This is a genomic window from Paenarthrobacter sp. 10L412 (assembly GCF_056395565.1).
This window is the reverse complement of the sequence record NZ_JBFTJT010000009.1, coordinates 177333-197989: the sequence shown is the minus strand read 5'-3', so window position 1 is coordinate 197989 and position 20657 is coordinate 177333. Positions and strand designations below refer to the sequence as shown.

Annotated in this window: 19 protein-coding genes; 11 read left to right on the top strand and 8 right to left on the bottom strand. The window is 62.3% G+C overall.

From position 1 onward, the window contains the following. Window positions 1-51: 51 nt before the first annotated feature. The 5 genes from AC1DD7_RS14495 (at window position 52) to AC1DD7_RS14475 (ending at window position 5735) form a co-directional block, all read left to right on the top strand. Window positions 52-777, top strand: coding sequence for a FadR/GntR family transcriptional regulator (locus AC1DD7_RS14495; protein ID WP_442006795.1), 726 nt, complete (start codon window positions 52-54; stop codon window positions 775-777). Continuing rightward, the gene (locus tag AC1DD7_RS14490) at window positions 774-1799 is read left to right on the top strand and encodes an asparaginase (protein WP_477515530.1); all 1026 of its coding nucleotides are present in this window, start codon (window positions 774-776) and stop codon (window positions 1797-1799) included. Before AC1DD7_RS14495 ends, AC1DD7_RS14490 begins: the two co-directional genes overlap by 4 nt. 13 nt (window positions 1800-1812) lie before the next feature. Further along, on the top strand, window positions 1813-3228 hold the full coding sequence (locus AC1DD7_RS14485) for an aspartate ammonia-lyase (protein ID WP_477515529.1): 1416 nt from the start codon (window positions 1813-1815) through the stop codon (window positions 3226-3228). 140 nt (window positions 3229-3368) lie between these two features. Further along, on the top strand, window positions 3369-4880 hold the full coding sequence (locus AC1DD7_RS14480; RefSeq protein WP_477515528.1) for an amino acid permease: 1512 nt from the start codon (window positions 3369-3371) through the stop codon (window positions 4878-4880). 183 nt (window positions 4881-5063) lie between these two features. Next, complete coding sequence (locus AC1DD7_RS14475; RefSeq protein WP_442018619.1) at window positions 5064-5735, top strand: FadR/GntR family transcriptional regulator; 672 nt, start codon at window positions 5064-5066, stop codon at window positions 5733-5735. Between the two features lie 13 nt (window positions 5736-5748). Here the strand turns inward: AC1DD7_RS14475 and AC1DD7_RS14470 are convergent, their stop codons facing one another. The 8 genes from AC1DD7_RS14470 to AC1DD7_RS14435 all read right to left on the bottom strand — a co-directional run bounded on the left by AC1DD7_RS14470 (window position 5749) and on the right by AC1DD7_RS14435 (window position 14207). Further along, entirely contained in the window at window positions 5749-6618 is an 870-nt protein-coding gene (locus AC1DD7_RS14470; RefSeq protein ID WP_477515527.1) for an amidohydrolase family protein, read from the bottom strand. Beyond that, entirely contained in the window at window positions 6615-7589 is a 975-nt protein-coding gene (locus tag AC1DD7_RS14465; RefSeq protein WP_477515526.1) for an aldo/keto reductase, read from the bottom strand. The genes AC1DD7_RS14470 and AC1DD7_RS14465 overlap by 4 nt, the downstream gene beginning before the upstream one ends. Continuing rightward, the gene (locus tag AC1DD7_RS14460; RefSeq protein WP_442006802.1) at window positions 7574-7888 is read right to left on the bottom strand and encodes an L-rhamnose mutarotase; all 315 of its coding nucleotides are present in this window, start codon (window positions 7886-7888) and stop codon (window positions 7574-7576) included. The genes AC1DD7_RS14465 and AC1DD7_RS14460 overlap by 16 nt, the downstream gene beginning before the upstream one ends. Further along, window positions 7881-9173, bottom strand: a complete 1293-nt coding sequence (locus AC1DD7_RS14455; RefSeq protein ID WP_477515525.1) for an alpha-L-fucosidase — start codon at window positions 9171-9173, stop codon at window positions 7881-7883. The genes AC1DD7_RS14460 and AC1DD7_RS14455 overlap by 8 nt, the downstream gene beginning before the upstream one ends. Before the next feature lie 51 nt (window positions 9174-9224). Further along, entirely contained in the window at window positions 9225-10226 is a 1002-nt protein-coding gene (locus AC1DD7_RS14450; RefSeq protein ID WP_477515524.1) for a substrate-binding domain-containing protein, read from the bottom strand. A gap of 71 nt (window positions 10227-10297) precedes the next feature. Continuing rightward, entirely contained in the window at window positions 10298-11335 is a 1038-nt protein-coding gene (locus AC1DD7_RS14445; RefSeq protein ID WP_477515523.1) for an ABC transporter permease, read from the bottom strand. After that, a complete protein-coding gene (locus AC1DD7_RS14440) occupies window positions 11332-12864 on the bottom strand; it encodes a sugar ABC transporter ATP-binding protein (RefSeq protein WP_477515522.1) in 1533 nt (510 codons plus the stop codon). Before AC1DD7_RS14440 ends, AC1DD7_RS14445 begins: the two co-directional genes overlap by 4 nt. A 44-nt stretch (window positions 12865-12908) precedes the next feature. After that, entirely contained in the window at window positions 12909-14207 is a 1299-nt protein-coding gene (locus tag AC1DD7_RS14435; RefSeq protein ID WP_477515521.1) for an L-fuconate dehydratase, read from the bottom strand. Between the two features lie 142 nt (window positions 14208-14349). Here AC1DD7_RS14435 and AC1DD7_RS14430 point away from each other — a divergent pair, with 142 nt between their 5' ends. The 6 genes from AC1DD7_RS14430 to AC1DD7_RS14405 all read left to right on the top strand — a co-directional run bounded on the left by AC1DD7_RS14430 (window position 14350) and on the right by AC1DD7_RS14405 (window position 20610). Beyond that, a complete protein-coding gene (locus AC1DD7_RS14430; RefSeq protein ID WP_477515520.1) occupies window positions 14350-15258 on the top strand; it encodes a fumarylacetoacetate hydrolase family protein in 909 nt (302 codons plus the stop codon). Next, window positions 15258-16019, top strand: a complete 762-nt coding sequence (locus AC1DD7_RS14425) for an SDR family NAD(P)-dependent oxidoreductase (protein WP_477515519.1) — start codon at window positions 15258-15260, stop codon at window positions 16017-16019. Before AC1DD7_RS14430 ends, AC1DD7_RS14425 begins: the two co-directional genes overlap by 1 nt. A gap of 274 nt (window positions 16020-16293) precedes the next feature. Further along, complete coding sequence (locus AC1DD7_RS14420; protein ID WP_477515518.1) at window positions 16294-16842, top strand: type IV toxin-antitoxin system AbiEi family antitoxin domain-containing protein; 549 nt, start codon at window positions 16294-16296, stop codon at window positions 16840-16842. After that, on the top strand, window positions 16839-17714 hold the full coding sequence (locus AC1DD7_RS14415; RefSeq protein ID WP_477515517.1) for a nucleotidyl transferase AbiEii/AbiGii toxin family protein: 876 nt from the start codon (window positions 16839-16841) through the stop codon (window positions 17712-17714). The genes AC1DD7_RS14420 and AC1DD7_RS14415 overlap by 4 nt, the downstream gene beginning before the upstream one ends. 294 nt (window positions 17715-18008) lie before the next feature. Then, window positions 18009-19322, top strand: a complete 1314-nt coding sequence (locus AC1DD7_RS14410) for an ATP-binding protein (protein WP_477515516.1) — start codon at window positions 18009-18011, stop codon at window positions 19320-19322. Window positions 19323-19365: 43 nt separating this feature from the next. After that, window positions 19366-20610, top strand: a complete 1245-nt coding sequence (locus AC1DD7_RS14405; RefSeq protein ID WP_477515515.1) for a low temperature requirement protein A — start codon at window positions 19366-19368, stop codon at window positions 20608-20610. Window positions 20611-20657 lie beyond the last annotated feature (47 nt).

The following is a 20657-nucleotide window of genomic DNA, read 5'->3' as shown; positions in this document are numbered from 1 at the left end:
CAAGCCTTTCAGCGTTGACACAGCCTTGTGACCCGTGCCATATTCGATAACGTGAACCTGTCAGACAGCCGGACAGCCGGACAGCCCGCACCGGGCAAGCCCGCTGGGCCCACCCCGATCTCGCGCATTTCCGCGGCTGAGGCTGTCTTCGCGGCGCTCAGAAGGGCTATCGAGGGCGGACAGTTCGATATCGGCACCAAGCTGAGCTCTGAAGCAACGCTGGCAGCCCAGTACGGCGTAAGCCGCTCGGTCATCCGCGAAGCCCTGCGCTCGTGCAACACACTGGGTTTGACCGTGACCAAGACCGGCAAGGGCACGTTCATTGTGGCCAACAAGGTCGCCAATGACCTTACCTTGGGCCAGTACAGTGCACGTGATCTGAACGAGGCACGTCCGCACATTGAGATTCCCGCAGCCGGCCTGGCAGCCCAGCGCCGCACCGAAGAAGAACTTGAGCATCTGAAGGACATCGTCCAGGAAATGCTCCATGAGAACGACCCCGAATCTTGGGTAAACCTGGACGCCAGCTTCCATTCCGCCGTCGCCCGGGCCAGTGGCAACCGGGTGTTCGCCAGCGTCGTCTCCGATATCCGCGAGGCCTTGGCCCACCAGTCTGAAACCCTCAACCTCGTCGCCGACCGGCAACACCGCTCGGACGAGGAACATGTTGCCGTGCTGAACGCAATCGAAGCAGGCGACGCCGAAGCAGCGAGCAAAGCGATGGCCGATCACCTTCAGGCCGTCAGCGTCGCACTGGACACGATCCTCAGCAAATGAACCACTCAAAGGACACCATGCCCCAAGTGACCGCGGCAGCAGCGGCCCAAACAGCACAGAGAACACCCAACCACGTCCCGCTCGTCGAACAGACCCGCGACGGCTTGGTGGAGAGCATCCACTATGGATCGCTGATCGCCCTGAACGCCGATGGCAGCAGTGCCATCGAAGCCGGCGAGCCGGACGCGCCGATGTATCCGCGTTCCTCCCTTAAGCCGCTGCAGGCCGTAGCCCTCCTCCGTGCAGGCTTGGACATCCCCCAGAACCTCCTCGCCCTGACGGCGGCCAGCCACTCGGGCAGCAAAGCGCATCGCGACGGCGCCGCCGAAATCCTGGCGCTTCACGGCCTGACCGAAGCGGCGCTGGGCAACAGCACCGACCTGCCATACGGCGTCGTTGAGCGCGAAGAATGGCTCCGCGCCGGCAACGGCCCCACCCAACTTGCGCAGAACTGCTCCGGCAAGCACGCGTCCATGACCGCGGTGTGCGTCATTAACGGTTGGCCTGTTGAGGGCTACTTGAACCCGGAACACCCGCTTCAGGTCCTGGTTCGTGACACCATCACCGAACTCACTGGCGAGGATGCAGCCGCAGTGAGCACGGATGGCTGCGGCACTCCGCTTTTTGCGCACACACTTCACGGCATGGCCCGCGCTTACGGCCGCATCGCCGCCGCTGACCAAAGCACCGACGAGGGCAAGGTTGCCCACGCCATGCGCCGCTTCCCCGAGATGGTCGCGGGCGAAGGCCGCGACGTCACCGCGCTGATGCGCGCCGTCCCGGGGCTGCTGGCCAAGGACGGCTTTGAAGGCCTCCAGCTGGTGGGCTTGCCGGACGGTCGTGGCGTGGCCGTGAAGATTTCCGACGGCGGTGACCGCGCACGCATGCCCGTCACCGTTGAGGTTCTCCGCCAGTTGGGCGTCGACGGCGGCAGCCTGGACACGCTTCAAAGCCCACCAGTGCTGGGCGGCGGCCATCCGGTCGGCGAGCTCCGCGCAGCGCAATTTTTCAGCAAGAACTAAACCAAGGACAGCTATGACCACCGTCGATCAGGCGATCCCCATCCGTTCCGAACACGACCTCCTGGGGGACCGCGACATTCCCGGGAACGCCTACTGGGGCGTCCACACCTTGCGGGCTATCGAGAACTTCCCCATCACCGGACAGCCCCTGTCCACCAACCGTCACTTGGTCCGCGGCCTCGCCGCGGTAAAAATGGCGGCAGCACGCACCAACCACGAGCTCGGCCTCCTGGATGCTGAACGTGCCGGAGCCATCGAGCAGGCCTGCCAGGACGTCATGGACGGCATGCTCCAGGAGCAGTTCATGGTGGACGTGATCCAGGGCGGCGCGGGAACCAGCTCCAACATGAACGCCAACGAGGTCATCGCCAATCGCGCGCTGGAGATCCTGGGCCACCCCAAGGGCGATTACTCCAAGCTGCACCCGAACGACCATGTAAACCTGAGCCAGTCCACCAACGACGTCTACCCGACGGCGGTAAACCTGGCCACGATCTTCTCGGTGAAGGAACTCCTCCTCGCCTTGGAAGAGCTCGAGTTGGCGTTTGCCGAGAAGGGCCGCGAATTCCGCACGGTAGTGAAGATGGGCCGCACCCAGCTTCAGGACGCCGTTCCCATGACCCTGGGCCAGGAATTCGGCGGATACGCCGTGACCATTGCCGAGGACCGGGCGCGCCTGGACGAATCCCACATGCTGATCCACGAAATCAACCTTGGCGCCACTGCAATTGGCACGGGCCTGAACGCGCCAATCGGTTACGCAGAGGCTGCATGCCGTCATCTGGCCGAAATCACTGGCCTTCCGCTCCTTACCTCGGCGGACCTCATTGAGGCCACCCAGGATGTTGGCGCCTTTGTTCACCTGTCCGGCGTCCTTAAGCGCGTGGCAGTGAAGCTCTCCAAGATTTGTAACGACCTCCGCCTGCTGTCCTCTGGACCGCGTGCGGGTTTGGGCGAGATCAACCTGCCGGCCGTACAGTCCGGCTCGTCGATCATGCCCGGCAAGATCAATCCGGTGATCCCGGAAGTGGTCAGCCAGGTGGCGTACGAAGTCATCGGCAACGATGTCACAGTCACCATGGCCGCGGAGGCGGGCCAGCTTCAGCTGAACGCCTTCGAACCGATCATTGTGCACAGCCTGCACAAGAGCATCTCCCACCTGGAAGCAGCGTGCCGCACCCTTACGGCACGCTGCGTCCGGGGCATCACCGCAAACACCGAACGGCTACGGCTTACCGTGGAGCAGTCGATCGGTCTCGTCACGGCATTGAACCCCCACATCGGTTATGCCTCCGCCACGGCCATCGCCCAAGAAGCGCTGGCCACCGGCAAGGGTGTTGCAGAACTCGTCCTGGAGCACGGTCTGCTGACCGCTGCCCAGCTTGAGGAACTGCTCAGCCCGGAACGTCTGGCAAACCTGAGCAAGTAAGCCGAAACCGGCCAGTAAGCCCAGCGGCTCAAAAGAGCCGTCCCGCCCGATAAGGCACACCCCCGAGGCCCTGTCCTGCGCTCCGGCCCCCGACCGGACGCGTCCAGGACACCCCCAACAGGACACCCCTAAGGATTCCAATGACCAACCCACCCATTACGGACCACACGGTCCCGGCCCAAGCGCATGCCAGCGAGAAAGCCCTCCACACGGAGGACAAGGGCTACCACAAGGATTTGAAGCCCCGCCAGATCCAAATGATCGCGATCGGCGGTGCAATCGGCACCGGTCTGTTCCTCGGCGCAGGTGGCCGCCTCAACGCTGCCGGCCCTTCGCTCGTCATCGCCTATGCCGTATGTGGTTTCTTCGCGTTCCTGATCCTCCGCGCGCTCGGTGAACTCGTTCTCCACCGCCCATCGTCGGGATCCTTCGTTTCTTACGCCCGTGAGTTCTTCGGTGAGAAGGCCGCGTTCGTTTCCGGCTGGTTCTACTGGATCAACTGGGCCACCACCACCATCGTGGACATCACAGCAGCGGCGCTGTACATGAACTTCTTCGGCAAATACGTCCCGTGGATCGGCGTCGTTCCACAGTGGGCATGGGCACTGATCGCACTTGTCGTGGTCCTGGGCCTGAACCTCGTATCGGTCAAGGTCTTCGGCGAGCTTGAATTCTGGTTTGCCATCATCAAGGTGGCCGCACTGGTGGCGTTCCTGGTGTTGGGCACCTACTTCGTCATCTTCGGCACACCCGTCGAGGGCCAGGAAGTTGGCTTCAGCCTCCTTTCGGACAACGGCGGCATCTTCCCCAATGGCATCCTTCCCATGATCATCCTCATGCAGGGTGTGCTGTTCGCCTACGCATCGATCGAGCTCATCGGCACCGCCGCCGGTGAAACCCCGAACCCTGAGAAGATCATGCCCAAGGCCATCAACTCCGTGGTCTTCCGTATCGCAGTTTTCTACGTTGGCTCGGTCATCCTGCTGGCTCTGCTGCTCCCGTACACCTCCTACGAGAAGGGCGTCAGCCCGTTCGTGACGTTCTTCGGTTCCATCGGCATCCAGGGCGTGGACGTCATCATGAACCTCGTGGTTCTGACCGCCGCGCTGTCCTCGCTGAACGCCGGCCTGTACTCCACCGGCCGTATCTTGCGCTCGATGTCCGTTGCCGGCTCCGCCCCGAAGTTTGCCCAGCGCATGAATAAGGCCGGTGTCCCCTACGGTGGCATTGCCATCACGGCAGGCGTCTCGCTCCTCGGCGTTCCGCTGAACTACCTCGTCCCGTCACAGGCGTTCGAGATCGTCCTGAACGTTGCTTCCGTCGGCATCATCGTCACGTGGGCCACCATTGTCCTGTGCCAGATGCAGCTCAAGCGCTGGGCAGACAAGGGCTGGCTCAAGCGCCCGTCCTTCCGGATGTTTGGTGCGCCGTATACCGGTTACCTCTCGCTCCTGTTCCTGGTGGGCGTGCTGGTGATGGTCTTCATCGACTCCCCGCTCACCATGCTGGTCACGGGTATCGCCTGCGCACTGATGGTGGTCGGCTGGTACCTGTGCCGCAAGCAGATCCACGAGCTTGCTGCGACCCGCGACGGCTACACCGGCAGCGCCCCGGTGGTTGCTAACCGCCCCATGCGCGGCGGCGACTCCTAACAAGCCCCAAGCAGCGCCCGACGGCGGCACCCGGGTTCCGTAACATCGGAACCTGAGTGCCGCCGTCGTTGGTTAACGGGCCCAAGTAGCCGTGGTTGTTCCCAGGGCTGGGAACAACCACGGCTAGATGGGGGAGAACGCGCCTAAGCCAAACATCCGATGATTCGCGACTACTATGGACCCATGGCTGTCACAGATGAGGCGATTGGCAAGATCAAGGACATGCTGATCCGCGGGGAACTCAAAGCCGGGGATCGGCTTCCACCGGAGAAGGAACTGAGCGAGCGGCTCGGCCTTTCGCGCAGTTCACTGCGTGAAGCGGTGAAGGCGCTGGAGCTGATCCGCGTGCTCGACGTCCGCCGCGGCGACGGAACCTACGTCACCAGCCTCGACGCCAAGCTGCTCAACGAAGCCGTGGCTTTTGTGGTTGACCTGCATCAGGACCGCTCCATCCTGGAACTCTTTGAGGTCCGACGAATCCTGGAACCCGCCACAGCCCACCTCGCTGCCGGCAAGATCGGTCCCGCCGAGCTCACGGCGCTGCGCGCCACCATGGATGGCATCGATGAGAACACCGATGTCGAAGAACTGGTAGCCCACGATCTCGAGTTCCACAGCATCATCACCGAAGCCGCAGGGAACGATTACCTTGGCAGCCTGTTGGAAGCCCTGTCCAGCAGCACCGTTCGTGCGCGGATCTGGCGTGGCCTGACACAGGAAAAGGCCGTGGCGCACACCCTTGCCGAGCACCGTGCGATCGCCGACGCCTTGGAACGCGGCGATGCCGAGCTGGTCCGGGCCCTCGTGACGGTCCACATCAGCGGCGTGGAGAACTGGCTGCGGCAGGCGCTCTAAGCCCTGGGAAGCCCTAATCCTGTGGAAGCGGCGTAACCGGCAGCCCGTAGGTACGAATGGCTGTCGCCTCAAGCACGGCATCCTGTTCCGGGACGCTGAGTGAAGACACGAGTTCCAACAACACATCCAGCGTCCTGCCATAGGGCGCACCCAGTGTGCTGACTGGCCAGTCGCTGCCGATCATCAAGCGATAGGGGCCGAAGGCTTCCAGCGCTTCCTCGAACAGCGGCCGCAACGCATCAGCCGAGTACTCGACGCCGGGCAGGTGCAGGCCTGACACTTTGGCCACCGTGTTGGGCAGCCGCCCGAGTTCTCGAAAATCAGAGCGCCAAACGTCCATCGCAGTCGCGTCCTCAAGGGGTGGCTTCCCGAGATGATCCAGGACCACGGTCAGCGCAGGAAGTTCTCGGGCAAGCCGGACAGTGGCTCCCAAGTGACGTGGAAAGGCATCCGGAACGTCGAAGGTGAGGCCGCGTGCAGCAACCATGGCCAGGGATTTCCGCACCGAGGGCAGGTCAAGGAAGTCATCGCGGGGATCATCGTGCACCAAATGCCGGACTCCCCTGAACACGGAATGCGCGGTGAACGCGTCCAACTGTTCCGCAGCCTGTGTTGGCGAATCCAGTTGGACCCACCCCACGACGCCGAGTACCCAAGGATTGCGCGCGGCCACCGCAAGCATGTTCTGGGTGTCGGCAACCGTATCGTCCGCCTGGACCAGTACCGCTCCCCTGATCCCGGCTGCGGCCAAGACCTCTCCGGCCTCATCCTCCCCGAAGCTGCGGAACAGCGCGCCGTGCTGCGGGCCCAGCCACGAGTAGGGTCGGACACCCCCGTTCATGGAGGCCTCGAGGTTCCACAGGTGCAGATGCGCGTCAATCACGCCCCCAGAGCCTCCAATGCATCCCACAATTCTTCCGGCACTGATTCCTGCATACGGCTGGCGTTCGAGGTGACTTGTTCAGCTTTGCTGGCTCCGACTGTCACGTTCACCACGGCCGGATGCCGCAACGGGAACTGGATTGCCGCCGTCGGAAGTTCAACGCCGAAATCCCGGCAGACCGCGGCAAGCGCCCGCGCACGCTCGACTACTTCACGCGGGGCACGGTCGTAGTTGTAATGGGCGTCGTCGGGGACTTCGGGACGGGCCAGCAGCCCGGAGTTATACACACCAACATTTACGACGCCGGTGCGGCGCTCCACACACCGGTCAAGTAGCGGGACGCTGGGCTGCTCAAGCAGTGTGTAGCGGCCTGCGAGCATGACGAGGTCCAGGTCCGCGGCCTCGACACACTCCAAGGCTGCCTCCGCGGAGTTGGTGCCGACGCCGATGGCTTTGACCACCCCTTCTTCGCGCAGTTTCTCCAGCGCTGGAAGGGCCTGGGAGATCCCGGCCTGGAGATCGTGAACATCGGGATCGTGGAGGTACGCGATATCCACATGGTCCAAGCCCAGACGTTCCAGGGAATCCTCGACGCTACGGCGGATGCCGGCTTCGGTGAAATCCCACACCCGCCTGGTGGTGGCGGGGACGTCGAAGCCTTCGTCGTCCTTTACTGAACCGTCCTTTGCCGAACCGCCGCCGGGGTTGGCTTCCAGCAGGCGGCCCACTTTGGTGGAGATGACGAATTCTTCCCGAGGTTTGTCCCGGAGGACAGCACCCAGTCTCTGCTCCGACAAGCCCAGGCCATAGTGCGGTGCGGTATCAAAATAGCGAAAGCCTGCGTCCCAAGCGGCCAGGACGGTGGCCATGGCTTCCCCATCAGGGATGGCCTTGTACAAATTCCCGATGCCGGCCGCACCGAATCCGAGCCTGCCGAGGTTAAGTGGTTCCGGGTTCATGGCAGCTCCCATACTTTCTGGATACCCGAATCGTTCCCGGAGTAATCGTCCTGAACCTCAAGAAGTTCGGCCATCCGGGCCTGCCAGGGCACGTTCGCCGGATGATCTGCGAGCGCATGGCGCATGGCTTGGTAGTCCTCGACGTCCACCACGTGGAAAAGGTCCAGCCCGCTGCGCCAGATCCGCCAATTCCGCACGCCGGCTCCTTTAAGGGCTTCGACCAGTTCGGGTGGGATGTTTGCGTGGGCGTGGGCGTATTCCTCCTCGGTTCCGGGTTTGAGGCGGGTGTGGAGTGCGATGCTTTCAGTCATTGAAGTCCCCCGGCTTCAGGAACAGTTCGAGCACGGGCACAGCGACGTCGGGCCGCTGGACGGGGAGCTTGATGGTCAGCGTCCCGGCCGGCTGGCCGCCGGGGGTGATGTTGATGGCTTGCTGTCCGGGGTCCCCTTCTTGCAGGAAGACTTCGGACGCATCGTTGAGGAGTTGGGCGTACTCCACCTTGCCAGCCAGGTCCGGGAGATGGACGTATTCAAAGGGCCAGGCGAAGAGGTGCACGTACAGCCGGTTCCCGCGCTGGGTGTAGCGGGTATCCGGTGGTGCTGTGAACTGGGATGTTCCTGCACCGTAAATCGAGCGGGAGTGCAGTTGCATCCAGTCGCCGATCCCTTCGAGGGAGGCGAGCGCCCTGGGGTCGATGCTGCCGCGGCCTGTTGGGCCTACGTTGAGCAGAAGGTTTCCGCCCTTGGAGACTCCATCCACCAGCATTCGGATCAGCAGGTCCACGGATTTGTAGTTGAGGTTGTCACGGTCGTAACCCCAGCTCCCGTTCAACGTTTGGCAAGCCTCCCAGCTGACCGGTGCGTCATCCACCATCATGGGACCTGCTGGCTGGTATTGCTCAGGAGTGACAAAGTCTCCGGGGATCCCCAGGCGGTCATTGACCACGATGTCGGGCTGGAGTTCCCGCACCATGGCGAGCAGGGTTTCGGAGTCCCAGTCCTTGGCGCCTTTGGCGCCCCAGAAGCCGGCGTGTGCGTCTTCGTCGTAGGAGAAATCGAAGAACAGGTAGTCGATGGTGCCGTAGTTGCTGAGGAGCTCACGGACCTGGCCATGGAGGTACTCGCGGTAGCGTGCCATATCGCGACCGGCGTTGAGGCTTTCGACGTCGGTGGCGTTGCGTTGCGGGTGCACGCCATCGATGGTGAAGTCGGGGTGGTGCCAGTCGATCAGCGAATGGTAGAAACCGACTTTGAGCCCTTCAGCCCGCAGCGCTTGAACGTAGGGTGCGATCAGGTCACGGCCGGCTGGCGTGTTGGTGGCTTTGTAGTCCGTCAGGGCTGAGTCCCACAGGCAAAAACCGTCGTGATGCTTGGTGGTGAGGACCACGTACTTCATGCCGGCTCTGCGCGCGGCCCGTGCCCACTCGTTTGGATCGTAGAGATCGGGGTCAAAGCGCCGGAAGTATTTGGAGTACTCCTCCACAGTGGTTTCCTCCCGGTTCATCACCCATTCATGCCGGGCCGGCAGGGCGTAGAGGCCCCAATGGACAAACATGCCAAAGCGGGACTCTTCAAACCAAGGTGCGTGCTGGATCAACGGGATACCTTCCGTGTGCCGGGAGTTGGTGGTGCTTTTGGAGGCGTGATTCTATTCGTAGAGGTTGGGCTTAATGGTCTCGGAGTCGATGTTCTTTGCGTCGTACCAGTAGAAGCCCGTGTCGATCTTGCTCGGCAACTTCTCACCCTTGATGGCGGCAACGGCTGCCTTGACGGTTTCGTAGCCGATGCCGACCGGGTTCTGGGTGACGGCGCCGGCCATGAGTCCGGACTTGATGGCGTCGATTTGCGCCTTGCCGGAGTCGAATCCGACGATCGTCAGCTTGCCCTTGAGGCCGAGTTCTTCCACGGCCTTGACGACGCCGATTGCCGAGCCTTCGTTGGTTCCGTACATGCCTTTGAGGTTCGGATTGGCGGTGATGATTGCCTTGGCAGCGTCTGCCGAGAGCAGCTGGTCGCCACCGGCGTACTGGATGGCGACGATCTTGACACCGGGGTTGTTCTTCTCGATGTATTCCTTGAAGCCGTCGCGGCGGTCGGTGCCGGACTTGGACGTCTGGTCGTGGCCGATGATGGCGATCTCGCCTGACCCGCCAATCAGTTCAGCAAGGTGCTTGGCAGCCTCAGCTGCTGCAGCCTTGTTGTCGGTGGAGGCCGTGGTGGCCGGGATGGTGGAGTCGACGCCAGAGTCGAACGCAATGACGGGGATGTTCTTGCTCTTGGCCTGCTCCAGGAGGGGCGTGGCGGCCTGCGAGTCCAGCGCTGCGAAGCCGATAGCTGCAGGCGACTTGCCCAGGGCGGTGGTGAGCATCTGGATCTGCTGGTCCACGTCCTTCTCGGTGTTCGGGCCTTCAAAGGTGATATCGACATTGAATTCCTTGGCAGCCTTGTCCGCGCCTTGCTTAACGGCCTGCCAGAACTGGTGTTGGAAACCTTTGGACACGACAGCGATGTACGGCTTGGCGCCTGCTGCTGCTGCTCCGCTGGCGCCGGCAGATCCGGCCGGTGCCTCGCAGCCGGCGATAGCTACGGCACCGAGGGCGAGGCCGGTGAGGGTAAGGAAGGAACGGCGGTTGTGGATGGACTTGCTCACGATTGAAGACTCCCTTTTTCTGAGGATGCGTTCTGGAGAGGATGCGGGTGGTTGGGGCGGAAGCGCAGAGGCTATTTAGCGGTCTCCTTCCTGCGCAGCATGTCCAGATAGACCGCTACGAGGATCACGACGCCGATTGCCACGTTCTGCCATTCCTGCGGCACGGAGATGATGCGGAGGCCGTTGGTCAGGACGGACATGATGAGGGCGCCGATCACTGTTCCGACGATGGAGCCTTTGCCTCCGGCCAGGGATGTCCCACCGATCACGACGGCGGCAATCGCCTGGAGCTCGTAGCCCATCCCCTGCCCGGGCTGGGCTGAGTTCAGGCGGGCTGCGATGATGACGCCGGCCAGGCCTGTGAAGGCTCCTGCAGCCGTGTATATCCACAACTTCCAGTTCCGGACGTTGATGCCGGAAAGTGCCGTGGCTTCCTCGTTGGAGCCGATGGAAAAGGTGTAGCGGCCCAAGAGCGTCTTGCTCATGACAAGCCCTGCCAGTACGGCCACTGCGAAGAAGATGAATACCGCGTTAGGAACCACCAGGCCCGGGATGGGCTTGCCGAGGGCGAGGTTGGCGAAGCCTTCAGTGCTGGTGAAATAGATGGGCTTGGTTCCGGAAACTACCAGTGCCATGCCCTGTGCCACGAGCATGGTGGCCAGGGTGGCAATGAACGGTGGAATCTTCAGGAAGGAGATCAGGAATCCATTGACCGCACCGATGACGGCTCCCATCAGGATGCCGCCAATCACGCCGGCCCACAGTGGCAGACCGAGATAAGTCAGGACCACTCCTGTCATGACCGAGCACAGGCTCATCCCGGTGCCCACGGAGAGATCAATGCCGCCGGTAATGATCACGAACGTCGCGCCCAAGGCCAATAAACCGATCACCACTGTGGAGAGCAGGATGTCCGAAAGATTGCTCGGCACCAGGAACCGTGAGTTCATTGCGCCGAAAAAGATCACCAGGACAATGAGTGAACCGAAGGCCAGGAGCTGTTGAAGGGATGAACGGAACCGGGTAGCCAGGTCACGTACGGGCTTCTGTTCGGCGGGTCCGGGCTTTGTACCCTGGTTGCGGGACGCGGGGGTCTCTACAAGGCTCATACTGTCATTGCTCCTGGTGTGGCGATGGCGCGGTGGGTGGCCAGCTCCATGATTTGTTCCTGGGTGGCTTCAGCGTTGCTGAGGAAGCCTGTGATCCGGCCTTCGGCCATGACGGCGATCCTGTGGGACATACGCAGGATCTCGGGAAGCTCCGAGGAGATCATGATGATCGATTTCCCACCAGCGGCCAGTTCGTTAAGGAGCCTGTAAATTTCCTCCTTGGCACCAACGTCGATTCCGCGTGTGGGTTCATCAAAGATGAGAATGTCGCAGTCTTTGACCAGCCACTTGGCGATCACGATCTTCTGCTGGTTGCCGCCTGAGAGATTGCGCGCCAGCTGGTGGATGGATGGCGTTTTGATCCGAAGCTTCCTGCTGTATTCCTCAGCGGTCCGGCGCAACGCCGAATCCTTGATGAACCCGCCAGGGGCATTCGCGGCCAGCGAAGAGAGCATGATGTTCTCCTTCACGTCCCGCTCGAGCATGAGGCCAAGATGCTTGCGGTCTTCGGACAGGTAGCCGATGCCCAGTTTCGCGGCAGCAGCAGGGTTGGCGATGGCAGCGTCAGCGCCGCGTACCTGTAGCCGGTTGAACGTGGCACGATCGGCGCCCACCAGGGCACGCGCCACTTCCGTCCGACCTGCTCCCATGAGTCCGGCGAAGCCAAGGATTTCGCCGCGTCGGAGGTCGAAGCCGACATCCCGCAGCAGGGCTCGCGTCGATAACCCCTCAACCGAAAGCACGACGTCGTTAGGCACCTCGGCGGGGACCGCCGTCGGACGCTGTTCTCCCGAAATCTGGCGCCCCACCATCAAGGAAATGACTTCCTTCATGGTGGTCTCAGCCGTGCTGACTGTGTCTACGTACTCGCCGTCGCGAATCACGGTGATGCGCTGTGAGATCTGCTTGAGTTCGTCCATGCGGTGCGAGATGTAAATGACGCCTGTGCCCGGCGAGATAAACCCACGGATGATCTGGTGCAGGGCGGCCACCTCGGCGTCATTCAGGGCTGCCGTTGGCTCGTCCATGATGATCACTTTGGAATCGTGGCTGAGTGCTTTCGCGATCTCCACCATCTGCTGCTTGGCGACCGTCAGCTGCCCCACTTTCTGGCGGGGATTCAGCTGCAGCCCGATCCTGTCCAGCAGGTCCTGCGTCTGGTGATTAAGGGCCCGCTCGTTCAGCACTCCGAAGCGCCGGGGTTCGCGGCCGATGAAAATGTTCTGGGCCACAGTGAGGTCCGGCATCAGGTTGAATTCCTGGTGGATGATGCTGATGCCCAGTTCCTGCGCGTGCTTGGGACTGTCCGGCACAAAGGCCGTTCCGTTCAGCTCGAAGGTGCCGCTGTCCGGTGTGTAGATGCCGGAAAGAAGCTTCATCAGCGTGGATTTTCCGGCACCGTTCTCTCCCACGAGCGCAAGGACTTCACCGTGGCGAAGCTCCAGCCCCATGTTGTTCAGGGCCCGGACTCCGGGGAAACTCTTGCTGACTCCATGGAGGGAGAGCAGCGGTGGCGCTTGCTGGGTCATGCGATCACTTCCTTGTGAGCGTGCACGTGTGCTGTCGCGGTACGTTATCGGGCCCAGACGGGGCCGTCGGGGAAGGCGTATTCGGCCAGTGTTTCACGCACCATTTCGTTGCCCGCACCAGGAGCCGACGGCGGCCAGTAGACGCCGCTTCGGACGTCCACGGGTGTGATGAAGTGCTGGTGCAGATGGTCCACGAACTCGATCATCCTGCCTTCCTTTGTGCCTGAAACGGCAACGAAGTCGAACATGGACAGGTGCTGAACGGCCTCGCACAGCCCTACGCCGCCGGCATGAGGGCAAACAGGCACACCGAACTTGGCTGCCAGCAGGAGGATGGCGATGTTCTCGTTGACTCCTGCTACCCGGGCTGCATCAATCTGCAGGACCTGGAGAGAGCCAGCCTGGAGCATTTGCTTGAACATCACCCGGTTCTGAACGTGCTCCCCGGTAGCCACAGGGACAGGGTCAACCCCGCGGGCGATGGCCGCGTGCCCCAGGATGTCATCGGGGCTGGTGGGTTCCTCGATCCAGGCGATGTCATAAGGCGCCAGATGGGCCATCCAATCGATGGCTTCCTGGACATCCCAGCGCTGGTTGGCATCCACCGCGATCCTGATGTCCGGCCCCACCGCCGCACGGGCAATTCCCACGCGCCGGATATCGTCCTCCAAGGAGGCGCCCACCTTGAGCTTGATCTGCGCAAACCCATCGGCCACGGCTTCCTTGGCCAGGCGCGTCAGCTTCTCGTCGCTGTAACCCAGCCAGCCCGGCGTCGTGGTGTAAGCGGGGTAGCCTTCAGCGCGAAGAGCCACTTTGCGTACTTCCCTGCCCGGCTCCGCAGCCCGGAAGATCGCCAGTGCTTCATCCGGCGTGAGGGCGTCGGTGAGGTATCGGAAGTCCACCAATGCCACGAGTTCCTCCGGACTCATGTCTGCCAGCAGTTCCCAAAGCGGCAGGCCCGCCCGCTTGGCCTTCAGATCCCAGAGAGCGTTTACCACCGCGCCGATCGCCATGTGCATGACGCCCTTCTCCGGACCAAGCCAGCGGAGTTGGGAATCGTGGACCATCAATTTCCAGGTGGCCCCCATGTCTCCCAGGAGATCCTCCACATTGCGGCCCAGGATGTGGTCCCGAAGAGCGTCGAGGGCTGCCGTCTCTACCTCATTTCCGCGCCCGATCGTGAACACAAAGCCGTGGCCTTCGTGACCGTCACCGGCATCGGTGCGAATGATCAGGTATGCGGCCGAATAGTCGGGGTCCGGGTTCATGGCGTCGGAGCCGTCGAGGTCCTGTGAGGTGGGAAAGCGGATATCGAAAGTGTCCACTGCGATGATGACGCTCATTGCGCTCCTTGCTTGGCAGCCGGTTGATCTAGGTAGAGCTAAACATCGGATGTCTACCTTGTCAATGGGTCACATTTCCGTATTATGTAGTGAAACAGCACACTAGAGCTCGGATGTTAGTCCCAAACGCACGGAGGAAGCCATGACCTTGAAATTCGCCAGGCTGGGTACGGCCGGAAACGAACAACCGGCCGTCATCGCCCAGGACGCCGACGGCACAGAGAAGTACTTCGATCTCTCGCCGCTGACCAAAGACATCGACGGCGTTTTCCTCGCCTCGGACGGTTTCGCCCGCACCCGCGCAGCCCTGGAATCCGCGGAACTCCCTGAAATTTCCGCGGACGGGGTGCGCATCGGAGCGCCTGTGGCCCGTCCGGGCTCGGTCATCTGCATCGGGCTGAACTACACCGCACACGCCGCCGAATCCGGTGCCGCGGTGCCCGAGGTACCAGTGGTTTTCCTGAAGCCGTCCAACACCATCAGCGGTCCTTTCGACGCTGCCCCCATCCCACCGTCGTCGGAAAAGTATGACTGGGAAGTGGAATTGGCAATAGTGATCGGCAAGGAAGCGTCCTACCTTTCCTCCCTGGACGAGGCCGAAGCATGCATCGCCGGCTACGCAGTGGCCAACGACCTCTCCGAGCGCGACTACCAGATCCCCGGAGCCGCGGGACAATGGACCAAGGGCAAGTCACTCCCCGCCTCCACTCCTCTTGGCCCGTGGCTGGTTCCCGCAACTGAGGTGGATCCCAGCAACCTCCGGCTGAGGACCTCGGTCAATGGCGAAGCCCGCCAAGACTCGAACACCTCGGACATGATTTTCGATCCCGCCACGATCGTTCACCACCTCAGCCAGTACATGGTCCTGGAGCCTGGCGACGTCATCATCACTGGCACACCCGAGGGTGTGGCCCTGTCTGGTCGTTTCCCGTACATCCAGCCCGGCGACGTAGTGGAACTGGAGATCGACGGCCTGGGATGCCAGCGGCAGGAATACTACCGCGCGAAGGCCGGGACCGTTTCCGCCGCGCCCGCCCACGTCAACGCCTGATGGCATCCCCAGTGGGCCAGGAATTCGAAGGCCTGGCAGCACTCGTGACCGGCGGAGCCTCCGGAATTGGTGCGGCCATCGCGGACCGGCTCGCCGCCGGCGGCGCGCAAGTTGCGGTCCTGGATCTGACACCGGAAACCAGCCCGCACTTCGGCGTGGAATGCAACGTGGCCGATGACGCCTCGGTGCGAACCGCCGTCGAAACCGTTGCCAAGCAGTTTGGCCGCCTGGACATCGTGGTCAATAACGCCGGCATTGGCGCCCAAGGTGACATCGCCGCGAACGACGACGACGAGTGGCTCCGGGTCCTGAACATCAACGTCGTAGGAATTGCACGGGTCAGCCGGGCTGCCCTGCCGTACCTGCGCGAGTCGCCGGCCGCTTCGATCGTGAATACCTGCTCAATCGCCGCGACCGCCGGGCTTCCCCAGCGGGCGCTGTACTCGGCGTCCAAGGGCGCAGTGCTGTCGTTAACGCTTGCCATGGCTGCCGACCACGTTCGCGAGGGCATCCGCGTGAATTGCGTAAATCCAGGCACTGTGGACACGCCCTGGGTGGGCCGCCTCCTGGATTCCGCCGCTGACCCGGCAGCTGAGCGCGCCGCACTCAATGCCCGTCAACCGCATGGGCGGATGGTGGACCCGGCTGAGGTTGCGGGCGCGGTGGCTTACCTCGCGAGCCCCCTGTCCGGTTCGACGTCGGGAACCTCCCTGGCCGTCGACGGCGGCATGCAGGGATTGCGGCTAAGGCCGGTTCAGTAGGGGCTGGTTTGGTTGGGGCTGGTTTGCCAGCGTCGGATGGGTAGGAAGATGCTTTCGCTGCGTCTTGGCCTATGACTCGGCTACTGCTCGCAGAAGCTTTCGTAACCCACCAGGCTGACTGAACGCCCTGCTGAAACAGATTCAGGGCCTCGGTACTGTCGACCGCGACCAGGACAGCCTGGAGGGCGAGGGCTACGAAGGTCATGAGGATGACCGTCGTGACGCAATGGTCGTAAGTATGGCAAAAGCGTACCGAAAACGGTACGCTTTTGCCATGAGATCGACTAGCTCGTACCGGCAAATCCTTAGGGAACTTGCTTACGACACCCATGGCGTCATCACAGTTGCCGATGCGGGCGAAGCAGGAGTACCGCCCGTGGAGCTCCGGAAACTGACTGCGCGCGGAGCCCTGCGACGCATCGGGCACGGTGTGTACCGAATGCTCGAAGTCCCTTCGAAGAACCTCGACGAGTTTGCTGAAGCTGTCGCGCTCGGAGGACAGGAAGCGGTACTCGCTGACGAATCGGTGCTCGCAGCCTACGGATTGGGCCAGGTCAACCTCCGCAAAATCAGGGTAGCCACTCCTCGGCGCGTACGCAGCCGACTCCCGGACACGGTCGAAATTGAACAGCGGAAAGTGCCCCTTTGGGACCGCGGTTACATTGAAGGCATCCCGGCAATGAGTGTGGAAAGTGCGCTGTTAGGTTCTCGAGGACGAATCATGACTGAACGCCTGGCGGATGCGACCCGCAAAGCGGAGCAGCGTGGTTTACTCGACTCAGCAGCTGCAGCCCGTGTCATCAGAGAATTGGAGACATCTTGAGCGAACCACTCGACGAAGATCAGCGGGAGGAAATCACTCCGCCCAAGAATGTCCGGTACCTGGAGAGCAGGATTGCGGAGCGCGCAAAGGCCGAGAACTCGACCGTCGCCAAGCTCAAGTCCCTGGTAGCCAATCTGGCCGTGTGCCAGATGCTGCCCCCATCAGCCGTGAAGGGTGGCACAGGTCTGAAGCTGCGGCTTGGCGAGAACCTTACGCGTCAAACCCCTGATCTGGACACCGCCTTTCGCGGGGACATGCAGAATTTTGAAGAGCAGTTGCGAAAGAACCTTGAAGCTGGGTGGGGAGGATTCACCGGTGCAGTTGTGTCAGGAACTCCACGCGGACCAGCGAGCGTGCCGTCCGCGTACGTCATGCAGCCTTTCGCCGTGAAGCTGCAGTACCGAAACAAATCCTTCACCACCGTGGAGCTTGAAGTCGGCTTCGACGAACTTGGAGCAACCGAAGATCTCACGGAGACAGCACTCTCGGCGGAATTGATCGACACCTTCATGGCCCTGGGGCTCCCCCGACCGGATCCCGTGCCCGTCCTACCACTTCACCACCAGGTATCACAGAAGCTGCATGCATGCACCGAACCGGGCAGCCAGCGGGCCCACGATCTGGTCGACTTGCAACTGATGGCAGGACTTGCCGACGATGTCTTGGTAGCTGAGACGGTGGAACGGCTCTTCCGATTCCGGCGCCAACACGCCTGGCCAGCTGTGGCAGCCTCCACTAAGGAGTGGAACACCCTGTACTCCGATGCAGCAACCGGCCTGGAAGAAGTAGTACTTCCCACTGTCGGCGATGCCGTCCAATGGCTGAATAGTGAATACATTCCACGGATCGTGGCAGCGGGAAAAAGTTCCTAACCCTGCAAGAGGGAAGCATGTCTTCATGCTGAAGAACAGTTTCGATGGCATGCCTGATGCACGGACGGGTGACTTGCGAGACCGAGTTCGAGATCCTCGCATCGGAAACTCTCGGAGAAGGAAGCTTGCCTTTCGAATACGCGAAAGTGAGGGGACGAAAGCGGGTGCCGACAGGCCGCCGTCGTGGGTTGCTCCGTAACGCAACGGGCCCGCAACGTTCCGGGCGGGTGGTTCGCCTATGCTCAACTCCAAGGAATCAACGGCGATCCACCAAGCACACCCAGGAGAAACCCCATGACCAACTGGCGTATCAGGGACTTCCACTCGTCCGATCTTGACGGCATTCTGCACCTCTGGGAGTCACTCAAGGCTGACGGTGTAGAGCCCGTGTACGCACTCTCCGAGGTCCTGGCCTCGTGCGAAAAGGACCATGCAGTGGTGGCGGTCCAGGGCGACCAAGTAGTTGGCGCCGCCGTTGGGCGTGCGGCCCATGACCAAGGCTGGGTCGTTTTCCTCGCGACACTGACGGAGTTCCGCGGCAGGGGCATTGGCACTTCTCTGCTGTCCGCCGTCGAGAATCGCATGGCTCCGCACGGACTCAACAAGCTCTCTGCGCTCATGCCGGAAACCGAGACGCGCGTGGAAGCGTTCCTGGGCCGTGGCTTTGTGGTGAAGAAGAACCTGCGCTACTTCGAGAGGACCATCCCCGTGCAACGCCAGGAGCTGGAACCGCTAAGCCTGTTGGGTGGCCGGATCCTGGCCCGTGACCTGTGGGAAAACGTGGCGGGCATGAAGCGCGAGAAGGAACTGTTGGAACGCCGTCTGGTTCTCCCCCTGGCTGAGGCCGACCTCGCCGACGAGTACGGCGTGGTGCCGCCGCGCGCCGTCGTGCTTTTCGGTCCTCCGGGCACCGGCAAGACCACGTTCGCCAAGGCAATCGCGTCGCGGCTCGAGTGGCCGTTCGTGGAGGTGTTCCCGTCCCGCCTGGCGTCTGATCCCAAGGGCCTGGCCGGGGCGCTGCGGGAGACATTCCTGGAAATCGCCGAGCTGGAACACGCAGTGGTGTTCATCGACGAAGTGGAAGAGATCGCCTCGCAGCGGGCGGGCGATCCGCCGTCGCCGCTGCAGGGCGTCACCAACGAACTCCTCAAGATCATCCCGGCATTCCGCGAACAGCCCGGCCGTCTCCTGGTCTGCGCCACCAACTTCATTCGCGCCCTGGACACAGCCTTCCTGCGCCACGGCCGGTTCGATTACGTCATCCCCATCGGCCTGCCGGACGTCCACGCCCGCGAGGCAATGTGGCAGCGGTTCATCCCCGCCACCGTGGTGGACGACGTCGACATTGCCCAGTTGGTGGAACGCACCCAGGGCTTCTCGCCGGCGGACATCGAGTTCGCGGCACGCAGCGCCTCACAGCGTGCCTTGGAAAAAGCAGTGTACGACGACGCACCTACTTCGGGTGCGTCGTCCACGGTTTCGTCGAACGGACGGAAGGGCCCGGTCACACAGGACTACCTCGACGCCATCGCCGATACCCGCACGACCGTGAGTGACGAGGTGTACCAGGAGTTCCTCGAAGACATCGATGTGCTGGGCCGCGTGTAAGGGTTCCATCCGCGGGAACAGGTGCACCGGTAATCTTTGACCCATGTCCACAAATCCCCTGCGCCACGCGCTGTCCCGCATGGGCGGCCGCGATCCGCACGAAAAGCACCGCACGGCCACTCCGCTGGAGCTGTTCTTCGACTTGACGTTTGTTATTGCCTTCGGAGTTGCCGGCAGCCAATTCGCCCATGCTGTGGCGGAGGCGCATTTCTGGCCAGGGCTCCTTGCGTTCGCGTTCGCCATGTTCGCAACTATCTGGGCCTGGATCAACTTCACGTGGTTCGCCAGCGCCTACGACACCGATGACTGGGTGTTCCGCGTCGTAACCATGGTCCAAATGGTGGGTGTGCTCATCCTGGCCATGGGCATAGAGCCGATGTTCCACTCGATCATCGAAGGCAAACACGTGGACAACGTGGCCATGGTGCTGGGCTACATCATCATGCGCGTGGCCCTGATCTTCCAATGGCTGCGCGCTGCCCGCCAGGACCCAGCACGCCGTGAAACGTGCTTGCGGTATGCAAAGTACGTTGCAGTGGTGCAAGTCGGCTGGGTGGGGGTCCTTTTGATCGATGCGAGCGTGGCCACCACCTTCCTCATGGCAGCCCCGTTGTTCATCCTGGAGATGGCGGCGCCGTACTTCGCGGAACGGAACATCCGCACCCCGTGGCACGCCCATCACATCGCAGAACGGTACGGACTCCTGGCCATCATTGCGTTGGGCGAATGTTTGATCGGCGCGATTGAAACGCTGCGCGCGATCGTTGCCCTCCACGGCTGGACGTTGGATGCTGCGCTGGTTGGTTTGAGCGGGACAGGGCTGGCCTTTGCCCTGTGGTGGATTTACTTCATCCTGCCCTCGGGCCCGGCCCTCCACGTGCAACGGCACCGCTCATGGATATTCGGATACGGGCACCTTCCCCTTTTCGCAGCCATTGCCGCCACTGGCGCCGGACTTCACGTTGCCGCGTACTTCATTGATCATGAGGCACACATTCCGGCGGCGGGCGCGGTCGCCTCGATCGCCATCCCGGTCATTCTGTTCAAGGTCTCGCTCAGCACCCTCTACAGCATCATGCTGGGCTGGGACCGCGAGCTTCTCTGGAGCTCAACGCTGGTGGTGATAGGCCTGGCTGGCAGTATCGCCATGGCCGCGGCGGGCGCATCCGTGCCTGTGTGCATGCTGGAAATGATGGTGGTGCTCGGCCTCTCGATCATTTTCGATGAGCGCCGGGGACACAAGGGCCGGGCAGCAGCGTTGCGTCGACTGGAGGCGGCCGCGGGCTAAGGTCCGCACACTTAGGCGGTACGTTCGTGCCGGTTTTTCGTTGGAAC